14 protein-coding genes are annotated in these 19,159 nt (G+C 43.8%); 10 read left to right on the top strand and 4 right to left on the bottom strand.

The window, feature by feature from the left end:
* The first annotated feature begins 116 nt into the window (after positions 1 to 116).
* A complete protein-coding gene (gene mtaB / locus DL796_RS06550; protein WP_110200916.1) occupies positions 117 to 1,463 on the top strand; it encodes a tRNA (N(6)-L-threonylcarbamoyladenosine(37)-C(2))-methylthiotransferase MtaB in 1,347 nt (448 codons plus the stop codon).
* A gap of 3 nt (positions 1,464 to 1,466) precedes the next feature.
* Here mtaB and barA read toward each other — a convergent pair whose 3' ends face one another.
* Positions 1,467 to 4,310: a two-component sensor histidine kinase BarA gene (barA, locus tag DL796_RS06545; RefSeq protein WP_110200915.1), complete on the bottom strand. Its 2,844-nt coding sequence runs from the start codon at positions 4,308 to 4,310 to the stop codon at positions 1,467 to 1,469.
* Positions 4,307 to 5,320 (bottom strand): ABC transporter substrate binding protein, encoded by a 1,014-nt coding sequence (locus DL796_RS06540; RefSeq protein ID WP_170114227.1) that lies wholly within the window; start codon positions 5,318 to 5,320, stop codon positions 4,307 to 4,309. The genes barA and DL796_RS06540 overlap by 4 nt, the downstream gene beginning before the upstream one ends.
* A 171-nt stretch (positions 5,321 to 5,491) precedes the next feature.
* Here DL796_RS06540 and DL796_RS06535 point away from each other — a divergent pair, with 171 nt between their 5' ends.
* Positions 5,492 to 6,265: a 3'-5' exonuclease gene (locus DL796_RS06535; protein WP_110200913.1), complete on the top strand. Its 774-nt coding sequence runs from the start codon at positions 5,492 to 5,494 to the stop codon at positions 6,263 to 6,265.
* Between the two features lie 57 nt (positions 6,266 to 6,322).
* Complete coding sequence (gene rlmD / locus DL796_RS06530; protein WP_110200912.1) at positions 6,323 to 7,669, top strand: 23S rRNA (uracil(1939)-C(5))-methyltransferase RlmD; 1,347 nt, start codon at positions 6,323 to 6,325, stop codon at positions 7,667 to 7,669.
* A gap of 344 nt (positions 7,670 to 8,013) precedes the next feature.
* Here the strand turns inward: rlmD and DL796_RS06525 are convergent, their stop codons facing one another.
* Positions 8,014 to 8,553, bottom strand: coding sequence for a hypothetical protein (locus DL796_RS06525; RefSeq protein WP_110200911.1), 540 nt, complete (start codon positions 8,551 to 8,553; stop codon positions 8,014 to 8,016).
* Between the two features lie 714 nt (positions 8,554 to 9,267).
* Between DL796_RS06525 and relA the strand changes: the two genes are divergently transcribed.
* Both relA and mazG read left to right on the top strand, forming a co-directional pair.
* Positions 9,268 to 11,478: a GTP diphosphokinase gene (gene relA / locus DL796_RS06520; RefSeq protein ID WP_110200910.1), complete on the top strand. Its 2,211-nt coding sequence runs from the start codon at positions 9,268 to 9,270 to the stop codon at positions 11,476 to 11,478.
* Between the two features lie 4 nt (positions 11,479 to 11,482).
* Entirely contained in the window at positions 11,483 to 12,274 is a 792-nt protein-coding gene (gene mazG / locus DL796_RS06515) for a nucleoside triphosphate pyrophosphohydrolase (RefSeq protein ID WP_110200909.1), read from the top strand.
* A 552-nt stretch (positions 12,275 to 12,826) separates the two neighbouring features.
* Here mazG and DL796_RS06510 read toward each other — a convergent pair.
* Positions 12,827 to 13,276, bottom strand: a complete 450-nt coding sequence (locus tag DL796_RS06510) for a YaiI/YqxD family protein (RefSeq protein ID WP_110200907.1) — start codon at positions 13,274 to 13,276, stop codon at positions 12,827 to 12,829.
* Between the two features lie 424 nt (positions 13,277 to 13,700).
* Here DL796_RS06510 and DL796_RS06505 point away from each other — a divergent pair, with 424 nt between their 5' ends.
* The 5 genes from DL796_RS06505 (at position 13,701) to ispD (ending at position 18,734) form a co-directional block, all read left to right on the top strand.
* Positions 13,701 to 15,338, top strand: coding sequence for a CTP synthase (locus tag DL796_RS06505; RefSeq protein ID WP_110200906.1), 1,638 nt, complete (start codon positions 13,701 to 13,703; stop codon positions 15,336 to 15,338).
* Positions 15,339 to 15,410: 72 nt separating this feature from the next.
* Positions 15,411 to 16,271 carry a 3-deoxy-8-phosphooctulonate synthase gene (gene kdsA, locus DL796_RS06500; RefSeq protein ID WP_110200905.1) on the top strand — a complete coding sequence of 287 codons (861 nt, stop codon included), beginning with the start codon at positions 15,411 to 15,413 and terminating at the stop codon, positions 16,269 to 16,271.
* A gap of 73 nt (positions 16,272 to 16,344) precedes the next feature.
* Positions 16,345 to 17,628: a phosphopyruvate hydratase gene (gene eno, locus DL796_RS06495; protein ID WP_110201339.1), complete on the top strand. Its 1,284-nt coding sequence runs from the start codon at positions 16,345 to 16,347 to the stop codon at positions 17,626 to 17,628.
* A gap of 113 nt (positions 17,629 to 17,741) precedes the next feature.
* Positions 17,742 to 18,017 carry a cell division protein FtsB gene (ftsB, locus tag DL796_RS06490; protein WP_110200904.1) on the top strand — a complete coding sequence of 92 codons (276 nt, stop codon included), beginning with the start codon at positions 17,742 to 17,744 and terminating at the stop codon, positions 18,015 to 18,017.
* A gap of 12 nt (positions 18,018 to 18,029) precedes the next feature.
* Positions 18,030 to 18,734, top strand: a complete 705-nt coding sequence (gene ispD, locus DL796_RS06485; protein ID WP_110200903.1) for a 2-C-methyl-D-erythritol 4-phosphate cytidylyltransferase — start codon at positions 18,030 to 18,032, stop codon at positions 18,732 to 18,734.
* The last annotated feature ends 425 nt before the right edge of the window (positions 18,735 to 19,159 follow it).

The raw sequence follows: 19,159 nt of genomic DNA, 5'->3' as shown, positions 1-19,159 counted from the left end.
ATTGATGCGAAACTAGGTGAATCTAGTGTTTAGAATATGTACAATTGGCGCCCGTTTCGCTGGGATACCATTTCTTGGCTAAACCACCAAATTGTCACAGGTTAGAGAACAGATATATGCAAGTACATTTGAATGCTTTGGGTTGTCGTTTAAACGAAGCTGAGTTACAGAATTGGGCTACCTCATTCCAGAAAGTGGGCTATTCACTAGCCGCTACGCCAGAAGTGGCGGATTTAATTGTACTCAATACTTGTGCTGTGACTTCTGAAGCTGCGCGTAAATCTCGCCAAACGGTTAGGCGTTTCCACCGCGCAAACCCAGAAGCTCGTATGGTTGTGACGGGCTGTTATGCTTCGTTAGAGCCTGAAAAACTTGAGCAAATTATGGGTGTCGATTTGGTGGTTGATAACTCGGATAAAGACATTCTGGTGGAGAAGGTCAAAGATGTTCTCGATATGCCAGTTATGCCTGAATTTGCGACTCAGCCAGGCGAAAGCGCTTTGTTCGCGCGTAATCGTGAAAGAGCCTTTATCAAGATTCAAGACGGTTGTCGTTATCGTTGCACCTATTGCATTGTGACTGTTGCCCGCGGTGAAGAAAAAAGCCGTAGCATTGATGACTTAATTGAAGAAATAAACAGCCTTTACGCCGAAGGTGTTCAAGAGATTGTATTGGCTGGGGTGCATGTTGGTGGATATGGCTCAGACATCGATTCGAGCTTGTATGAGTTAGTGGAGAACGTTCTTGAGCGAACAGAGATGCCACGAATTCGCTTTGCTTCAGTCGAACCCTGGGATCTTGGTGAGAATTTCTTTGAACTGTTTGCTAATCCGCGCTTGATGGCACATATGCATTTGCCGATCCAAAGTGGCGCTGACTCTGTGTTACGCCGTATGTCGCGTCGCTGTCGCACTGAGGACTTCCAAGAACTAGTCAATCAAGCCAGAACCCAAGTCCCGGGTTTTAACGTGACCACTGACGTTATTGTTGGTTTTCCAGGTGAAACGGATGATGAATTCGAGCAAACAATGCAATATATTGAGCAGGTCGGTTTTGGTCATATCCATATTTTTACCTACTCGGATCGAGAAGGAACCAAAGCTGCAAGACTGCCTAATAAAATTAGTAAAGACGTTAAAAAAGAACGCAGCCGTCGCCTGCATGAATTGGCGGCTAAGCTAAAAGCGCGTGAGTTAGAAGCGCAAGTGGGGCAAACAGTTCCTATTTTGTGGGAAAGCTCTAATCAAACTAATGATGATGGTACTCAACGCTTCCACGGCTATACGCCAAACTACCACAAGGTAGCGGTTGATGTTGCGCAAGGGTTAAGTCCAGAACGTTTGATTTTATCAACCAAACTAACGGCGGTAGATATTGAGCAGGGGACTTTACTCGGTGAAATTGTAGAGCAGATCCCTGAGGCGCCTCAAGAATCGACAATTAAAATTACCCAGTTAGATTAGTTGTTAGCTTTCTGAGTTAGCGATATCTTCAATATAGGGTTTGGCCATTTTGTTGATGGCTTTTAGCTCTTGTAATAGCTCGCTATGCAAGTCGTCTAGCAGATTGTATTGTTGCTTTTTAAGCTTGGTTTCATATTGACTGCTAAGGCTTTTCAAGCGTGGTGTACCGACATAACAACTGGCACCATGCAACTTATGGATCTGCTGTAGTAACTCATCAAAATTCTGACCCTGATAGGCGGCATGAATAACGCGTCCTGTCTCGTGATTGGAATCAACCATCATCTTCAGCATATCTTTGGCGAGATCCTGCTTGTTATTAGCCAGCTTCAAGCTAAGTTCCCAATCCAGCGTTTTCTCTTTGTCCAGTGGCTCAGGCTGGTGCTCTTGGCTGCCTGTTTTCAGCGTTACATCGGCTTGAGTCCACTTCAATAAAACATTAACCAAGTCTTGCTCTGAAACAGGTTTCGTCATGTAATCATCCATGCCGGAGTCGAGTAATACTTCGCGTTCGTTAGCCATAGCGTGCGCCGTTAACGCAATGATTGGGGTTGCTTGGTTGGTGGCATTGGCTCGAATGGTTCGGGTAGCTTCGAGGCCATTCATCTCCGGCATTTGAATGTCCATTAATATAGCGTCATAAACTTTGTTTTTACTTAGCGACACTGCCTGCATACCGCTTTCAGCTGTATCAACTTTGATATCAAGGTCTTGCAGTAAAGTCGCTACGAGACGTAAGTTTGCAGGGTTATCATCCACCGCAAGTACATAGCAGCCTTTTAGTTTAGTTACATCTTGTGGCGCTGGAGTGCTAACCGGTTCCTCTTTTCGGGGCTTACTCGAGTGCAATAATTCAATTAAAGAATTGTATAAGGCACGATATGTAATCGGCTTTTCCATGGCACGCGATACGCCTAAACTACTTAAGTGCTCTAGGAAATCCACATCGCTAGCCGTAGTGAAGGTAATCACAGGGCAATTTAGCTGTCCCTGCACCTTGTCACAAATATGTTCGATACGTTGCATACGGCGTCTAAAGCGCTGGCCACCAATAATGATGAGATCGACGTTTTTACCGCTTTGAGAGTAGAGGTCGACTTCCGTCATCAAATCGTCAATTTTCTCGAAGCTTCGTACCTGCATTTGCCAATCTTCGAGCATTTGCGTCAGTGATAGTCTGGTCGCTGGGTGTGGATCAAAGACTAGAACAGATTTTGCTGCTAGGAATTCGCCCGTAATACCGTCTTCTGGCAAGGATTCTGCGCGCTCGCATTGAAGCGTGAACCAGAAGGTAGAGCCTTCTCCTTCGGTACTGTTTACGCCAATATTACCGCCCATCTTTTCAACTAACGACTTTGAAATGACGAGGCCAAGACCTGTACCGCCAAACTCACGAGTGGTACTGCTATCGGCTTGGGTGAAGGCTTTGAATAGGTTGTTTTGCTGCTCTCGAGTTAAGCCAATGCCAGAGTCTTTGACTTCAATTTTAAGCTTTAAGCCTTTTTTGCCTTCGGATTCAACTTCAGCATAGAGTTCAACACTTCCAGACTTGGTAAATTTAACCGCGTTATTGAGCAAGTTAGTAATAATCTGTTTTATTCGAATCGGGTCGCCGAGTAGGGCTTTTGGAACATCTGAATAGATCAGAGAAACCAGTTCAATGCCTTTCTTCGAGGCATTCGGGCCAAGGATCTTAAAGACATCGTCGACGCACTCTCTAAGGTCAAACGGGTAGCGCTCAAAGGACATTTTGCCCGCTTCAATTTTCGAATAGTCTAGAATATCATCGATGATTGATAACAAGCCGGATGCCGAACGTTTAATATCGAACAAAAAGTCTTTTTGTTTATTGTTCAGCTCGGTCTTTAATAAGAGATCAGTAAAGCCAATAACGCCATTCATAGGAGTACGAATTTCGTGGCTCATGTTAGCCAAAAACTCGGTTTTGATACGACTGGCTTCAACCGCTTGGCGCCTAGCAATATCCAGCTCTAAGTTGTTGACCTCAAGCGTTTCAAGGGTTTCACGCAAGTCCTCGGTCGCTTGATCCACGGCTTGTTGCATCTCTTCTTGGTTATGCTCCATGCTTTCAGCCATCAGATTAATACCATCCTGAAGCGTTTTAAGCTCTGCGCTGGCGTCAGAGCTAATCCTGGTATCGAGTCGACCATCCTTAATTCTGTCGACGCCTTTGGCCATGCTGACGATAGGCTCTGTCACGCTAGAGGACATTCTTCGCGCTAAGAAACCGCCAATTAACAGACCTAAAAGGCTGATGAAAACAGTGGTAAATATGGTGCTATAGCGACTGAGGAGCGAGAAATCCTTGGACATCAACACCGAAACATAGCCTAGGATTTCTGTGTTATTTTTAACGTTAGTGCGCCAAGATTCGTGATCTTCGGGGAATTTCGACAAAATTGGGGCGTGGAATAGGATCCCGTTGTCGTGTTTTTCCATACGAGCGTAACGCATTAAACTGGTTTGAGCGCCAATTTGCGTCAAATCTTGTAGGTTCTTAACGTTCATGGTGGATAAAAATTCGGCGGCGCCCACCGAAGTCAGAATTCGGTTATTTTGATCGTAGATGGCGACAGCTAATAGTTCTTTATCGTTGTCTCTTGCCGCTTGGGCCATTTCTTGTAAAGTCGAGTTATCGAGCGTAATAATGCCGTATTCGCTTGCTAACGCTAGATGGGTGGCAATGGTTTTTCCACGTGAAATTAGGGAATCTTCACTATCTTCAACATGGTTGTTAATGAAAACAAAGCCTAACAACAGGCAAACCAAAAGCGTTGGCGTTAGCGCCAAAGAAAGGATTCGTCTACTAATTCCCCAGTTTTTCATGGTGTTTGCATCTTCCCATTGCCCATCGATTTTTGAATGAAGTCCAAAGTTTCAACTTTTCGCATCAGCGCGCCGACTTTTAAGTCATCATACCCCAGTAAACGTGCAATTTTTCGATTAATTGAAATCGAAAAGCTAGTTGGGTATTGATAAGGCTCGGAAACGGAGTCGCTCAAAATCTGACTGTAAAGAGTCGCGCCTTGTTTACCGATGTCATGCGGCTGGGTGAATAATGTTAGCATTGCTCCTTCTTTTAGTACACTTTCTGAGTGCGCTATGACGATTATGCGCTGGCGATAAGCGTTAACTAAAATTGATTTGCGTACTTTTCCTGGTCGATAAACAAAATCACTTTCTAAAAGTATCACAGAGCAACAGAGGCTTAACTGACGAATAGCATCACGACCTTTGCGTTTAGGCTCAACGATTACAGGGCGATAGGTTAGATCGTAAAACCTAGCAAGCTGTTCAAACTCATGAATTTGATCTTTAATCTGTGGTGAGATGAAACTCCCAATTTGCGCTTGGTAAACGTTAAGACTTTTCGCCAGTTGCACGAAGCGGTCGGATGGCTGTGTGTGAGTTATGGCGTAAATATTATCGCGCGGATGTTGGCGGAGTTGTTGCAGCAGATCTTTACTTAACATCATAGCCAAAACTGGCGCTGATAGTTCAAGCTCTTTGACTTTATTATAAGAGTCGTTACCTATGGCGACGATTAAATCTGGCTGATTTTGCTCCAACTGTTGCTGCCAGTTTGGTTGGCGTTGCCAGAATATTAAGGTCTCAGATGCCTCGATATTATACTCGTCGAGCAGAGTTTTTCGGAACGAATAGAGCAGGGCTCTTTCTTGCTCTGTAGAAAAAGGACTAAGGACATTGACCTTTATTGCGGTCGGCGGCTCAAGGTGCTCAGCGAAACTTGGGAGTGAGACTGCGCAAATCAATGATATTATTATAATTTGTAATAAATTAACCGCAGGTTGCAGCACTAAACGTATAGAACTCAACGACGAAATCTCCAAGCTTTTTTACGATAAAATCGTTATACTACGGGGGCCTTTGTAGCCTAATCTACCTTGCCGTTGTGGTTGAGGCAAGAACAGCTTCTTATAGATTAAGCGAATCAGGGATATAAACATAAAATCTGAAGACGAGATAGCAGAAGAGAAAGCGGTGACATGAATTTATTTGTATTTGATATCGAAACGATTCCAGACGTTGAAGCAGGACGCTTGCTCAATGATTTTAAAGGGTTAAGTGACGAAGACGTGGTTTCTGCCATGGAGCACTTACGAGTACAGCAATCGGGCACAACGTTTCAGCCGCTATACTTGCACAAAGTCGTCGCCATTTCGGCAGTTTTCCGCCACGGCGATAAAGTAAAAGTCTGGTCGCTTGGCGAAGAGGATGCGGATGAAAAAGAAATCGTACAACGCTTCTTCGATGGTATTGAGCGCTTTGCGCCGACTATCGTGTCGTGGAACGGCTCTGGCTTTGATTTGCCTGTATTGCATTACCGCGCCATGAAAAATAACGTGGTAGCGCAGAAATATTGGGATACCGGCGAGATTGATAACCAATTTAAGTGGAACAACTACATCAGCCGCTATCACAATCGCCATATTGATTTAATGGACTTGCTAGCGCTGTATAACCCACGAGCGAACGCCCCTTTAGACAAAATTGCGTCGATGTTAGGTTACCCAGGTAAAATGGGCATGAGCGGTGCGAAGGTTTGGGAAACCTATAACGAAGGTAACCTCAAAGCGATCCGTGACTATTGCGAAACAGACGTTCTCAACACCTATTTGGTGTATTTACGCTTTGAAGTGATGCGTGGCAACATGACAGAAGATGACTTAGCCGCGGAAGAGAGCTTCCTTCAGCAATATCTGAAAGACGAAAACAAACCACATTTAAATGAATTTCTAGAACACTGGATTGGCGAATAAGCCTATTCAGTTTTAATTGTATTTTAGCGACAGTAGCAACAAAAGAGACCGAATTTAATGGCAAGAAGAAGACGTAGAAAGGCATTACCGAAAGATCCCGTCCGCACGGAAGTCCATGCCTTTTCACACGAGGGCCGAGGTATTGCCTCTGTCGAAGGAAAAACTGTATTTATCGATAATGCGCTACTTGGTGAAGAAGTATCCTTTATCTACACCGAAAAACGTGGCAAGTTCGACGAAGGAGTGGCCGAAGAAATTCATGTAGCCTCTGCCGATCGAGTAACGCCGCCGTGTATCCACGCCGATATCTGTGGTGGCTGTAGTTTGCAGCACATGAGCAACCCTGCACAAATTTCCCACAAAGAGTCTGTCTTAGTCGAGCAGTTAAAGCATTTTGGACAGTACGACTTAGCTAATGATGATTATGAGCTTGTCGGGCCGATGCAAGCTGACGTTTTAGGCTATCGCCGTAAAGCGCGTCTAGGCGTTAAGTTCGTACCGAAAAAAGGCGGTGCGCTAGTGGGCTTCCGTGAAAAACGCAGCAGTTTCCTCGCCACGATTGATTCTTGCGTGGTGCTAGACCCAAGAGTCGGTCAGTTGATTACACCACTTAAAGAAATGATCTCCGAGCTCGACACCAACAACAAAACGGCACAGCTTGAAGTTGCCATGGGCGACGACCAAGTAGCGCTCGTGGTACGTCACCTTGAGCCTCTAACCGAGAAAGACCATAATATGTGGGTCGAGTTTGGTAAAGAGCATGGTTTGTATATTTATTTACAACCTAAAGGCCCTAAAACGGTTCATAAGATCTATGGGCCAGAAGAGAAGGACTGGTTGAGCTATAAACTAGACCACTACGGAGTCGAGTTATTGTTCCACCCAATGGACTTCACTCAAGTGAACGCCAGTATTAATGAGCAAATGGTCAAGCGTGCCATCGACTGGTTAGAACCAAGCAAAGACGACCGTATACTCGACTTATTCTGTGGCCTAGGAAACTTCACAATCCCACTAGCGACTCAAGTACAAAACGTCGTCGGCGTTGAAGGCAGTGAAGAAATGGTTGAGCGTGGTGGCATGAATGCCAAACACAACAACCTCGACAACGTAAAATTCCACGCCGCCGACCTGCAAACCGATTTCACTCAAGAAGAGTGGGCCCAAGAAGGTTTTAACAAAGTCCTCATCGATCCGCCAAGAAGTGGTGCACTAGACGTCGTACAAAACATCGCACGTTTTAACCCAGAGCGCATCGTCTATGTCTCCTGTAACCCAGCAACGCTGGCGAGAGATAGCGGTGAGTTAAAGGAAAGAGGGTATAAGTTAGTAAAAGCTGGAGTTATGGATATGTTTCCGCATACAGCGCATACAGAATCCATCGCCTTGTTCCAGAAAGCCTAAAATACTTAATTTCATTGTTAAAGAGTCGCTTAAAATGCTCAATGACCTACTAGGTCACCTCCGCTTTTGCGCGACTCTTTGCCTCGAACTTAAGCATTTTATTTCTTTCTGGGTTTTGAAAGCTTCTAAAATCACTTTATGCTTTGTTAAAATTCAAAATTGGCTTGGTCATTTACCTAGCGTAAACTCCCGCCCCAATTTTGAATTTTGCCTCGCCTAAAGCAATTTTATATCCCTTTTAGCAACTTCCGTCATTCCGTGGTTAAACCACGGAATCCAGTGACTTTATTAATAACCAAACAAACCCTCGAAGGCGTTTTATTTCTGTGAGGCTACACCTTCTCTTAGGATGATGAGAGCTCACGCTCAAGAATACTAGTTTTTTTGTAAAGCTTTTGAGATAGATCTTTAAACCCCAAGAAACATGTTGAACTTATCAGCAAGGCGCTGATACATATAAAAGTTGCAACTCCAATTGAGTCGTTGGCGGCCCATGCCCCAAATATAGCTATAAGGAAGAAGTTAACCATCGAACCTCTAAGGATTCTAATTCTAGAGCGATAGAAGTTAAGTAGTTCATTAGAGCTTTCTTTACATTTTTCCGCAATTAACGCTTGCGCTATATTGTAATTATTTAAGCAGGGATACTCCTTTCTGCGGAAGTGTTCGTCCATTTTTCTCCAGAGTTGAACATATGCCCGATCCAAAAGAACTCCCATGAAGTATGTAAAGATTATAGATATACCAATAAAAATAAAAGAGCTACCTGCAAGGATGTATAGTATAGGTTCAGGACCAAAAATAGCTATAAATAATAGTGTATACCAAGCAACGCCACCAGCACCGACAACAAGTAACTCAGAAAATAAATTAGTCGTATTCATTATTTTTTATCCATATATCTTTATAGTTATTAAAACCATATAACTGGAAGAGTGATATGACAAGTAATTGGGAATATTAATATACACTTATAGGTTTGCTCTAAATAATCCCATTACATTGAGCTGAATAAAGGACAAGGCATAGCAATTTGAATCTTGGATGATTCAAATAGTGAAAAACAGGCCATGGATGGACTGTCTTTCACGGTGCGTGAAGTGACTTGGGCTTTATGAAGGTAGTCATTGTAATGACCTCAATGTAGGGGTGGACTTCTCTTTGGTTACTTTCTCTTATCCACCTAAGAGAAAGTGACTCGCCGAGGGGCGAAACAAAAAGCCAGAATCTAATTCTGTCTCTGAGGGGTGAGGAGTAAACAGAAAAGATGACACTGAGATTGCCACGTCGCCTATGGCAACTCGCAAAGACGATACCTACAGTTAATATAATGCAAATAAAGTCTCAACCCAATAATGACAAAATCTGAAATATCCCATTCCTCACTTCCATTAAATTTTTATACTGCTACTATATTTAATTCATGGATTTGATGCCTGAGCTGTAAGGCTTTTCTGTAGTAATCACACAAGGCTCGGGAGCGTTATTAAGGCGCTGCGATGGGGTTTGTTACAAGGTTGTGTATGTATTTTCCATTGCGGGTGTTCTAGTCAAAAATCTTAAGAAAAATAATAGTTTACCAATAAAGTAATATAGCTATGAAGCGTAAAGAACACGATATATTTGAAATTGTCGATTCAGGTAACTTTAACTTTGATCAATGGTTAGAGCTGAATGAGTTGTCGTTGTCGGACAAGGCGGTTGCAAAGCTGAGAAAAGCGGTTGAGCTTGCTCAGAAAAATGTTTCGACGACACCGGTGATTCGTTTAAATACTCTAGCGGCGGGTTTGGAGTTGGCTGAGGTATTGACTCATTTCAATGCGGATTCAGATACTTTAATAGCGTCGGTGTTACTGCCGTCGGTTATTAGCCAGTCGCTTGATCATGAAACCTTAAAAAAGCATTGTGGCAATAGTATTGCTGACTTAGTGCTTGGCGCGGGACAAATGGAGGCGATGCGCAGTTTACAGCAGTCGTCTGGCGCTGGAAACGATGAGCAGCAGGTTGAAAGCCTGCGCAAAATGTTACTGGCGATGGTTAATGATGCGCGAGTCGTTTTACTAAAACTTGCGGATCGTGTGGTGACCTTACGCCATATCAAGGATGCGGATCGTGAGTTACAGCTTCTTTTCGCTAAAGAAACTGATGATATTTTCGCGCCTCTAGCTAATCGCTTGGGTATTGGTCAACTTAAGTGGGAGCTTGAAGATTTAGCCTTCCGTTATATTGAACCTGATGCTTATAAAACTATCGCTAAGAGTTTGCGTGAGAAGCGGGTGGATCGTGAGCAATACATTCATGACGTTTTAGAGCTCTTGAATAATAAATTGGCTGCGGAGTCGATTAAGGCTGATATCACGGGTCGTGTGAAGCATATTTATTCTATCTGGAAGAAGATGACCCGTAAGAGTGTGAGCTTTGAGGAAATTTATGACGTTCGTGCGGTTCGAATTTTAGTGGACAAGGTTCAGGATTGTTACGCGACGTTAGGCATCGTTCATGGCAGTTGGCAGCATATTCCTAAAGAGTTTGATGATTATGTGGCGACGCCTAAAGAAAACGGTTACCGCTCGATTCATACGGCGGTCGTTGGGCCAGAGGGGAAGGTTTTAGAAGTTCAGATCCGTACTCATCAGATGCACGAAGAGGCTGAAAAAGGTATCGCGGCGCATTGGGCTTATAAAGAAGGGACTAATCTGACGCGTGTTGGAGTGGACGAGAAGATCGAGTGGATGCGACAGCTGCTCGAATGGCAAAGTGAGCTGGCGGATACGGCGAGCGATGATTTAATGCAAGAGTTCCAGAGCTCGGTTGCTGAAGATAGGATTTTTGTCTTTACGCCACAAGGCAAGGTCATTGATTTACCGTCAGGCAGCACGCCAATCGATTTTGCATACCGTATTCATACGTCAATTGGACATCGCTGTGTTGGGGCTAAAGTTAAAGGCCGAATTGTGCCTTTGACCTATCAGTTAAAGACTGGCGAGGTCGTTGAAATCATGGCTAAAGGAGAGGAGCTACCGAGTCGTGATTGGCTAATTCCTTATAATCAATATATTGGTAGCCCACGAACGCGCAATAAAATCGCACAGTTTTTTAATAAATTGGATAAAGAGGATAACGCCAACGCGGGGAGGAGCTTGCTGGAGAAGGAGCTGAGCCGAGCACACTTGGCGGATGTTGATCACCGAGAGTTAGCACAGCGCTTACATTTGGCTAGCGAGCAGGAACTTTATATTAAAATGGGCTCGGGCGACTTAGGTATTATGCAAGTCCTAAACCGAGCTAAAGAGTTTAAAGAGGTTCAAGAGCCTCGACGCGATATCGCGCCAAACTTGAGACAAAAGTCAAAACGTCAGTCCTATAACGATATATCTGTTTCTGGGGTGGGTGATTTGCTGACCCAGATTGCTAAGTGTTGTAAACCAGTGCCTGGCGAAGACATTGTCGGTTATATCACTAAAGGGCGCGGTATTATGATTCATCGTAAGAGCTGCACGCACATTAAGAAAGCCAATGTAGGGAGGCCTGAACGCCTGATACCCGTTCGCTGGGAGGGCGAGGCTAATAACTCTTATGCTGTAGATTTACGCATTAGTGCGATGGATCGTAAGTCACTGCTGAAAGACATTACGACCATACTGGCCAACGAACAGGCGAGTATTACTGATTTGTCGACGCACAGAAATAATGAGCAGGTTGAGTTGTGGGTTGAGGTTGAACTCAGCCAGATAGATGACTTGAACCGAGTGATGACTTTAATTAGACAATTACCGAATATCTTTTCGGTTGAACGTAAAACGAATTAAGCCGATGACACATACTCAACGATTACTTGAAATCATGCGTACTTTGCGTGACCCTGAGCAAGGCTGTCCGTGGGACAAGAAGCAGACCTTTGAAACCATTGTGCCTCATACCCTAGAAGAAGCTTACGAGGTTGCCGATGCCATTGAAAAAGACGACATGGCCGAGCTCGAAGGTGAGTTAGGGGATTTATTGTTTCAGGTGGTTTTTTATGCACAACTCGGTAGCGAACAAGATTTGTTCGATTTTGAGTCGATCGCTAAAGCCATGTCGGAAAAGCTGATTCGTCGTCACCCTCATGTGTTTTCAGACATGTCGCTAGAAAGTGATGCGGCGATAAAGCAAAACTGGGAAAAGTTGAAGCAACAGGAGCGCCAAACTAAGAATCAAGCCAATACTAGTTTGTTGGATGATTTACCGCGCAGTTTTCCTGCGCTGTCGCTAGCACAGAAGATGCAAAAGCGTGTGGGGCGTCATGGTTTTGATTGGCCCGATATCAATGGGGTTATTGAAAAGCTGGAGGAAGAAGTCGCTGAACTTAAGGAGGCCATCGCAAAGGAAGATAAGGCTCATATCGAAGAGGAGCTAGGTGATGTGTTGTTTAGTTGTGTCAATTTATCACGCCACCTAGATCTCGACCCAGAGACCGCGTTAAGAAAAAGCTGCCGTAAGTTTGAAAGCCGTTTCCGTCAATTAGAAACGCTCATCGATAATGATGGTTTAACGGTAGACACCGCGAGTCTCGAACAGCTTGAGCAAGCTTGGCAAAAAGCTAAACAGCTTAGCTCAGGCTCTTAACGAATAATCTTCTTAACGAACAATTTTCGGTTTTGTAGGTTTTGGCTTTTTCTTGAGCTCACCTTGCCACTTTAAAAAGTTTGAACTTGCTCTGACAAAACACCGTAAATTGGTATAAAACCAAGGCTTTTTATGATGGGTTACGTGTAAAACTTGAACGAAATCACCGTGTTCAAGGTGCGCTCGAATAGGAAAGTTAATGCCTGGGCCAGTGCGACAATTTAAATGGTTTGAGGGATTGCTCAAGTGAACCTTGTAGGTGCCGGTACTCCTTAGGTTTTTAGCATTTGCACTGCAAACAAAGAGAAGGCATATCGCGGTAAAGCTACAAATTAAACATTTCATCATCGTTAAGTCCTTTTTAAAACCATTTAATAATGGGTGCCTTTGCGCGACCTTCTGAGTGCTTATGCACCTATGAATTGCGCGTAAAAAGATAGACTCACCAGAAATTAATACAAACTTCTAGTCTTAGATGGTTTAACTTTGCGATGGTTTTAGTGTATTCCGCTAACTGACGAATGACAACTGACAGTATTTTTTACACTTAGATTACTTCTGAGCCTTGGCGATAATACGATCGAGGTGATTGGCAAACTTCATGCGATCACCTTGGCTAAGTGGTGGAGGGCCACCGCTTTGGATGCCGCTTGAGCGAAGGGTTTCCATGAAGTCACGCATCGTTAGTCGAGCTTTGATGTTTTCTTTGGTGAACAGCTCACCTCTAGGGCTAAGGGCTGTACAACCTTTGTCGATGACTTCGTTAGCAAGCGGAATATCAGCGGTAATCACTAGATCGCCTGCTGTGGCTCGTATTACAATTTCATCGTCAGCAACGTCAAACCCCGCTGGAACTTGTATGGATTTAATAAATGGCGAGGGTGGCACTTTGATAAATTGGTTCGCGACAAGGCACACATGGAGCTCAGCCCGCTGCGCTGCACGAAACAAAATTTCTTTTATAACCACTGGACAAGCGTCCGCATCGACCCAAATCTTCACATTAAATCCTATTATTCTGACTAACTGGTAACTCGATGTAATGATATAGAAAAGCGCTCCTCATGTCTTTTATATCGTTAAATGATAAGAAGCTAAGACATTGTGCATTAAGTCTTTGAACGCCAAGCCACATCGCAACTCAAAATAATCAAAAAGTCCTCGCCAATCATCAGACCTTTTTGATATACTATTTTCCCGTCCTGGGAGTCCTTTCTTCTCTACGACATACGTATGTAAATTAGTCACTTTAGCAGTGGCGAAATGCTTTGTAGCTTACTTTTAAAAACCTACAAAAGCATTAAAAATCAAAGAATTAGGTATTATTAATCGTGAAACAACTTTGCTGGTATTTCAGTAGCAAACCTGTTTTGCGATTTGTTGTATTTAGTAGTTTTTTAAAACGTTCAAGTGTTGGATTAGGCTTATGACCAAGTATGTATTTGTAACCGGTGGTGTTGTTTCTTCTTTAGGTAAAGGTATCGCGGGCGCTTCGATGGCGGCTCTTTTAGAATCGCGCGGCCTTAACGTGACAATGATGAAGCTTGATCCTTACATCAATGTAGACCCAGGAACTATGAGTCCTTTTCAGCATGGTGAGGTTTTCGTAACCGACGATGGTGCTGAGACTGACCTTGATCTAGGTCACTATGAACGTTTCGTGCGTAACAGCATGAGCCAACGTAACAATTTCACCACTGGTCGAGTTTATTCGGATGTGTTGCGCAAAGAGCGTCGCGGTGATTATCTTGGCGGTACTGTGCAGGTGATTCCTCACATTACTGACGAAATTAAGCACAAAATCATCGAAGGCTCGAAAGGCGCAGATATCGCTATGGTTGAAGTTGGCGGAACCGTTGGTGATATTGAGTCGTTGCCTTTCATGGAAGCGATACGTCAGTTGCGCTTCGAGGTGGGCAAAGAAAACGCCATGTTTGTTCACTTAACACTACTACCTTATATCGCAGTTGCCGGCGAGTTAAAAACTAAGCCGACACAGCACTCGGTAAAAGAATTACGCTCGATTGGTATTCAGCCTGACATGCTAATTTGTCGTTCAGATCGCGCCATTCCAGCGAGTGAAAAAGCTAAAGTAGCATTGTTCACTAACGTTAAAGAGAAAGCGGTGGTATCGCTACAAGATGTAGATAGCATCTATCGAATCCCTTCAATCTTATTGAATCAAGGTGTTGATCAGCTGATCTGCGAGCGTTTCAAGATTGAAGCGCCTAAAGCCGACTTGTCTGAGTGGGAAGAAGTACTCTACCGCGAAGCGAATCCAAACGGCGAAGTTGATGTGGCAATGGTTGGTAAATATATGGAGCTTACAGAAGCTTATAAGTCACTGACTGAAGCTTTAAAGCACGCCGGCTTACACAACCGTCAGCAAGTCAATATTCACTATATTGATTCACAAGACGTGGAAAAACGTGGTGCTGATATCCTAAAAGATATGGATGCAATCCTAATCCCTGGCGGTTTCGGTGAGCGTGGTGTCGAAGGCAAAATTGCCACGGCAAAATTTGCTCGCGAAAACAACATTCCATATTTAGGTATTTGTTTAGGTATGCAGGTTGCGGTCATTGAGTATGCTCGCCATAAAGCTGGTCTTACAAACGCTAACAGTACAGAGTTTAACGCATCAACTGAAAACCCAGTGGTCGGCTTGATCACAGAGTGGATCAATCGTGACGGCTCGACAGAAGAACGTACCGACGATTCAGATTTAGGTGGCACCATGCGACTAGGCGCTCAGCCAGCAGACGTTAAGCCTGGAACTAAAGCGCATGAAATCTATCAAAGTGATGTGATTAATGAGCGTCACCGTCACCGCTATGAAGTGAATAACAACTTGTTACCACAGCTTGAAAAAGCAGGCCTTGTGGTATCATGTACTTCTAGTGAGAAAAAATTAGTGGAGATGATTGAGCTGAAAGACCACCGTTGGTATGTGGCGTGTCAGTTCCATCCTGAGTTCCGTTCAACGCCTCGCGATGGTCATCCACTATTTAGTGCATTTATTGCTGCAGCCAAAGATTATCGCTCTGAAAAACGCAGCGACTAAGCTTCAGGTTAAAACAAGTAACCTAGGCGAGTGGGCTGTAGCTCAACATTGGCAGAAGTCAAAGGCAGGAATATGAAGTTATTAAATTGGGAAGTTGGTATCGACCAACCGTTTTTCTTAATCTGTGGCCCATGCGTCATTGAAAGCGAGCAGCTAGCAATCGACACGGCGGGATACTTAAAAGAAATGACGGATCGCTTAGACATCCCGTTTATCTATAAGTCATCGTTTGATAAGGCGAACCGCTCGTCGAGTAAGAGCTTTCGTGGGCCAGGTCTTGAAGATGGCTTAAACATTCTGCAAAAAGTTAAAGATCAAGTTGGCGTTCCAGTGTTAACCGACGTACATGAAGATACACCGTTTCACGAAGTAGCTTCTGTGGTTGACGTGATGCAAACGCCAGCGTTCCTATGTCGCCAGACCAACTTTATACGCAAGGCTTGTGAGCCGGGTATTCCTGTGAATATCAAAAAAGGTCAGTTTTTATCTCCTTGGGATATGAAAAACGTGGTCGAAAAAGCACGCGAGACTGGCAACGACAACATCATGGTGTGTGAGCGTGGCGTTTCCTTTGGATATAACAACCTAGTGTCTGATATGCGTTCATTATCAATTATGCGCGACACGGGTTGTCCTGTAGTTTATGACGCGACACACTCAGCTCAGCTTCCTGGTGGCCAAGGCGACTCTTCAGGTGGGTTGCGCGAAGTGATTCCGGTACTTGCGCGTGCGGCTATAGCGGCAGGTGTTTCTGGCGTCTTTATGGAGAGTCACCCAGATCCAAGCGTGGCGAAGTGTGACGGCCCAAACTCGTTCCCGATGTACCGCATTGAGGAAACATTGAAGGTCATGAAAGAGCTCGACACTATCGTAAAAAAAGCAGGTTTTGCTGAAGATACTATTACTGACTTTGGCACAGGCGATTTGCTGTAAGTTTTAACGACAATTTTTTAGTATTTTATTTTGTTTATTTTGAACACTATTCATTTTGAATAAAGAGGGTGTGATTTTGAAAATCAAAAATGTTATTGGACGTGAAGTTCTTGATTCTCGTGGTAATCCGACTGTAGAAGCGGAAGTTATCTTGGAAAATGGCGTGAAAGCAATGGCTTGTTCGCCTTCAGGTGCTTCTACTGGTTCACGTGAAGCTTTAGAGCTTCGTGATGGTGATGCGTCACGTTACTTAGGGAAAGGCGTGTTGAAAGCCGTTGAATACGTTAACAATGACATCAAAAACGCCCTCGTTGGAAAAGATGCGTCGGATCAAGCCGCTATCGATCAAATCATGCTTGATTTGGACGGCACTGAGAATAAAGAAAAGCTAGGCGCTAACTCAATCCTTGCGGTATCTCTTGCTAATGCGAAAGCAGCTGCGCAAGCGTCTGGCAAGCCGTTGTATGAGCACATCAGCCGTGACGGTAAATTTAGCATGCCAGTGCCTATGATGAATATCATCAACGGTGGTGAGCACGCGGATAATAACGTAGATATTCAAGAGTTTATGGTTATGCCAGTAGGCGCACCAACTTTCTCAGAAGGCTTGCGTATGGGTGCTGAAATTTTTCACAGCTTACGCAAAGTTCTACAAGCGAAAGGCCTTAATACTGCAGTCGGTGACGAGGGCGGTTTCGCACCTGACTTAGGTTCTAACGAAGAAGCAATTCAAGCTATTGTCGAAGCGGTCGATAAAGCAGGTTATATGCTTGGCGAAGACGTTGCTTTAGCGTTGGATATCGCATCGAGTGAATTCTATAAAGATGGTAAGTACCACTTAGCGTCTGAAAACAAAGTATTGAGCTCGGAAGAGTTTGCTGACTATTTAGCTGACTGGGTTGAGCGTTACCCAATCGTTTCAATCGAAGACGGTATGGACGAAGGCGACTGGGATGGCTGGAAAGCACTTACTGAGAAAGTTGGTGATAAGTGTCAGCTTGTTGGTGATGACTTGTTTGTAACCAACACTAAAATCCTACAAGAAGGCATCGATAAAGGGGTTGCTAACTCAATTTTGATTAAAGTTAACCAAATTGGTACTTTAACCGAAACATTAGCAGCGATTGATATGGCGCATAATGCTGGCTATACGGCAGTAATTTCTCACCGTAGTGGTGAAACTGAAGATACGACAATTGCTGATCTAGCTGTAGCTACAGCTGCCGGTCAGATCAAAACAGGCTCTTTATGCCGCTCTGATCGTGTCGCTAAGTATAACCAGTTGTTACGCATTGAATGCGACTTGAATGGTCAGGCTCCATATCCTGGCAACAGCGCTTTTACCTTTAAAAAATAGTTTGTAAATAAAGTTTGTAGCGAATACAAATTAGACTCATAAAAAGCGGTCATCGTCTGATTAATCAGGGTGTCCGCTTTATTTACCATAGGTTTTCTGGCATTGTTGATTTTATGAAATGGGTGGCTTTAGTTTTAGTCGTGATTTTAGGATCACTTCAATACCGAATTTGGTTCGGTGAGTCCTCTTTTCGTGAAATAAGTGAGCAACGAGAAAAAGCTGACAATATTCGTAAAGAAAACAAAGAGTTAGAAATTAGAAATCAAAAAATTATAGCTGAAATCAAAGATTTACGTGATGGCAAAGATGCTATCGAGGAGCGTGCTAGATATCAGCTAGGAATGATAAAGGAAGACGAAGTCTTTGTTCGAATTCTGGACAGTCATTAATCGAGACTTAATATGAACTCTGAGCGTATTTGGGCGGTAATTCCAGCAGCAGGAATTGGTGCTCGCATGAACTCTGACATCCCTAAGCAATACCTCAAAATTGAAGATAAAACCATTCTTGAATATAGCGTCAATCGCTTCTTGGAACATTCTAAAATCTACAAAGTAGTTGTCGCGCTTAGTCCTAAAGATACTTACTGGGAAGAGTTGCCTTTTGCAGATAATCCGCGTGTTTTAACCACCACAGGCGGTAAAGATCGTGTTGATTCCGTAAAAGCGGCATTAAGCTTTATTCGTGAGAGTGAAGCAGCTGAGACTGATTGGGTTATGGTGCATGATGCTGCTCGTCCGTGCTTAAGCTCTCGTCATATTGATAACTTAATTACTAGTAGAGAAACCTCACCGGATGGTGCTATTCTTGCGGTTGGCGCAATCGATACCATCAAGCAAGCGAATAAGCGCCAAACTATTGAGAAAACGATTGATAGGGAAACCGTTTGGTTAGCTCAAACGCCACAGTTCTTCCCGCTAAGGACGTTAAGTCATGCTATTGATAGTGCCTTAAATGAAGGGCAAACGATCACGGATGAGGCATCAGCCATGGAGTTCGCGGGTTATCACCCTTCATTAGTCATTGGCTCTAGGAAAAACCTTAAAATTACCGAGCAGGAAGACTTGTTGCTAGCCTCAATTTGGCTAAGCCATGGCATCGACTAGCCTATCCAGTGGGCGTTATATAACCAATTGGATATATCCCTTTATTGACACAGTCCTAAAATCAGGTTTTAATGCACCCATATGAATACATTATTGAATAAAGCACATAACCACCATCACCACGCACAAGCGTTGGCGGTGAGCTATTGTCTTTAATAATGTAATTTAATTAAAGAATTTCAAAGCCCCGCCATCGAGCGGGGCTTTTTTTTGCTAAACGAAATAGTACTAAACAATTTATTAAGAGAGACTCAATGATATTAACCACTCAACTACATCATCATCACCATACACTGCGCGAGCGACGGTGGGATGAGTAGTGCTTGATTAATACTCATTGAAGGTTTCAAACCCGTTGCTCCGAAAGGTCAACGGGTTTTTTGTTTCTGGGTTTTAGGTTTTGTTTTTAAGGTTTTTAAATTTTA

The organism is Kangiella spongicola, assembly GCF_003194565.2.
In the GTDB taxonomy this organism is placed as follows: domain Bacteria; phylum Pseudomonadota; class Gammaproteobacteria; order Enterobacterales; family Kangiellaceae; genus Kangiella; species Kangiella spongicola.
The sequence above is the reverse complement of the archived record's forward strand: the minus strand, read 5'-3'. Positions and strand labels throughout refer to the sequence as shown.

What these genes read in the sequence shown, in the direction of transcription:
- mtaB (WP_110200916.1), top strand. Translation starts at nt 117, where the DNA reads ATGCAAGTACATTTGAATGCTTTGGGTTGTCGTTTAAACGAAGCTGAG.
- barA (WP_110200915.1), bottom strand. Translation starts at nt 4,310, where the DNA reads ATGAAAAACTGGGGAATTAGTAGACGAATCCTTTCTTTGGCGCTAACG.
- DL796_RS06535 (WP_110200913.1), top strand. Translation starts at nt 5,492, where the DNA reads ATGAATTTATTTGTATTTGATATCGAAACGATTCCAGACGTTGAAGCA.
- rlmD (WP_110200912.1), top strand. Translation starts at nt 6,323, where the DNA reads ATGGCAAGAAGAAGACGTAGAAAGGCATTACCGAAAGATCCCGTCCGC.
- DL796_RS06525 (WP_110200911.1), bottom strand. Translation starts at nt 8,553, where the DNA reads ATGAATACGACTAATTTATTTTCTGAGTTACTTGTTGTCGGTGCTGGT.
- relA (WP_110200910.1), top strand. Translation starts at nt 9,268, where the DNA reads ATGAAGCGTAAAGAACACGATATATTTGAAATTGTCGATTCAGGTAAC.
- mazG (WP_110200909.1), top strand. Translation starts at nt 11,483, where the DNA reads ATGACACATACTCAACGATTACTTGAAATCATGCGTACTTTGCGTGAC.
- DL796_RS06505 (WP_110200906.1), top strand. Translation starts at nt 13,701, where the DNA reads ATGACCAAGTATGTATTTGTAACCGGTGGTGTTGTTTCTTCTTTAGGT.
- kdsA (WP_110200905.1), top strand. Translation starts at nt 15,411, where the DNA reads ATGAAGTTATTAAATTGGGAAGTTGGTATCGACCAACCGTTTTTCTTA.
- ftsB (WP_110200904.1), top strand. Translation starts at nt 17,742, where the DNA reads ATGAAATGGGTGGCTTTAGTTTTAGTCGTGATTTTAGGATCACTTCAA.
- ispD (WP_110200903.1), top strand. Translation starts at nt 18,030, where the DNA reads ATGAACTCTGAGCGTATTTGGGCGGTAATTCCAGCAGCAGGAATTGGT.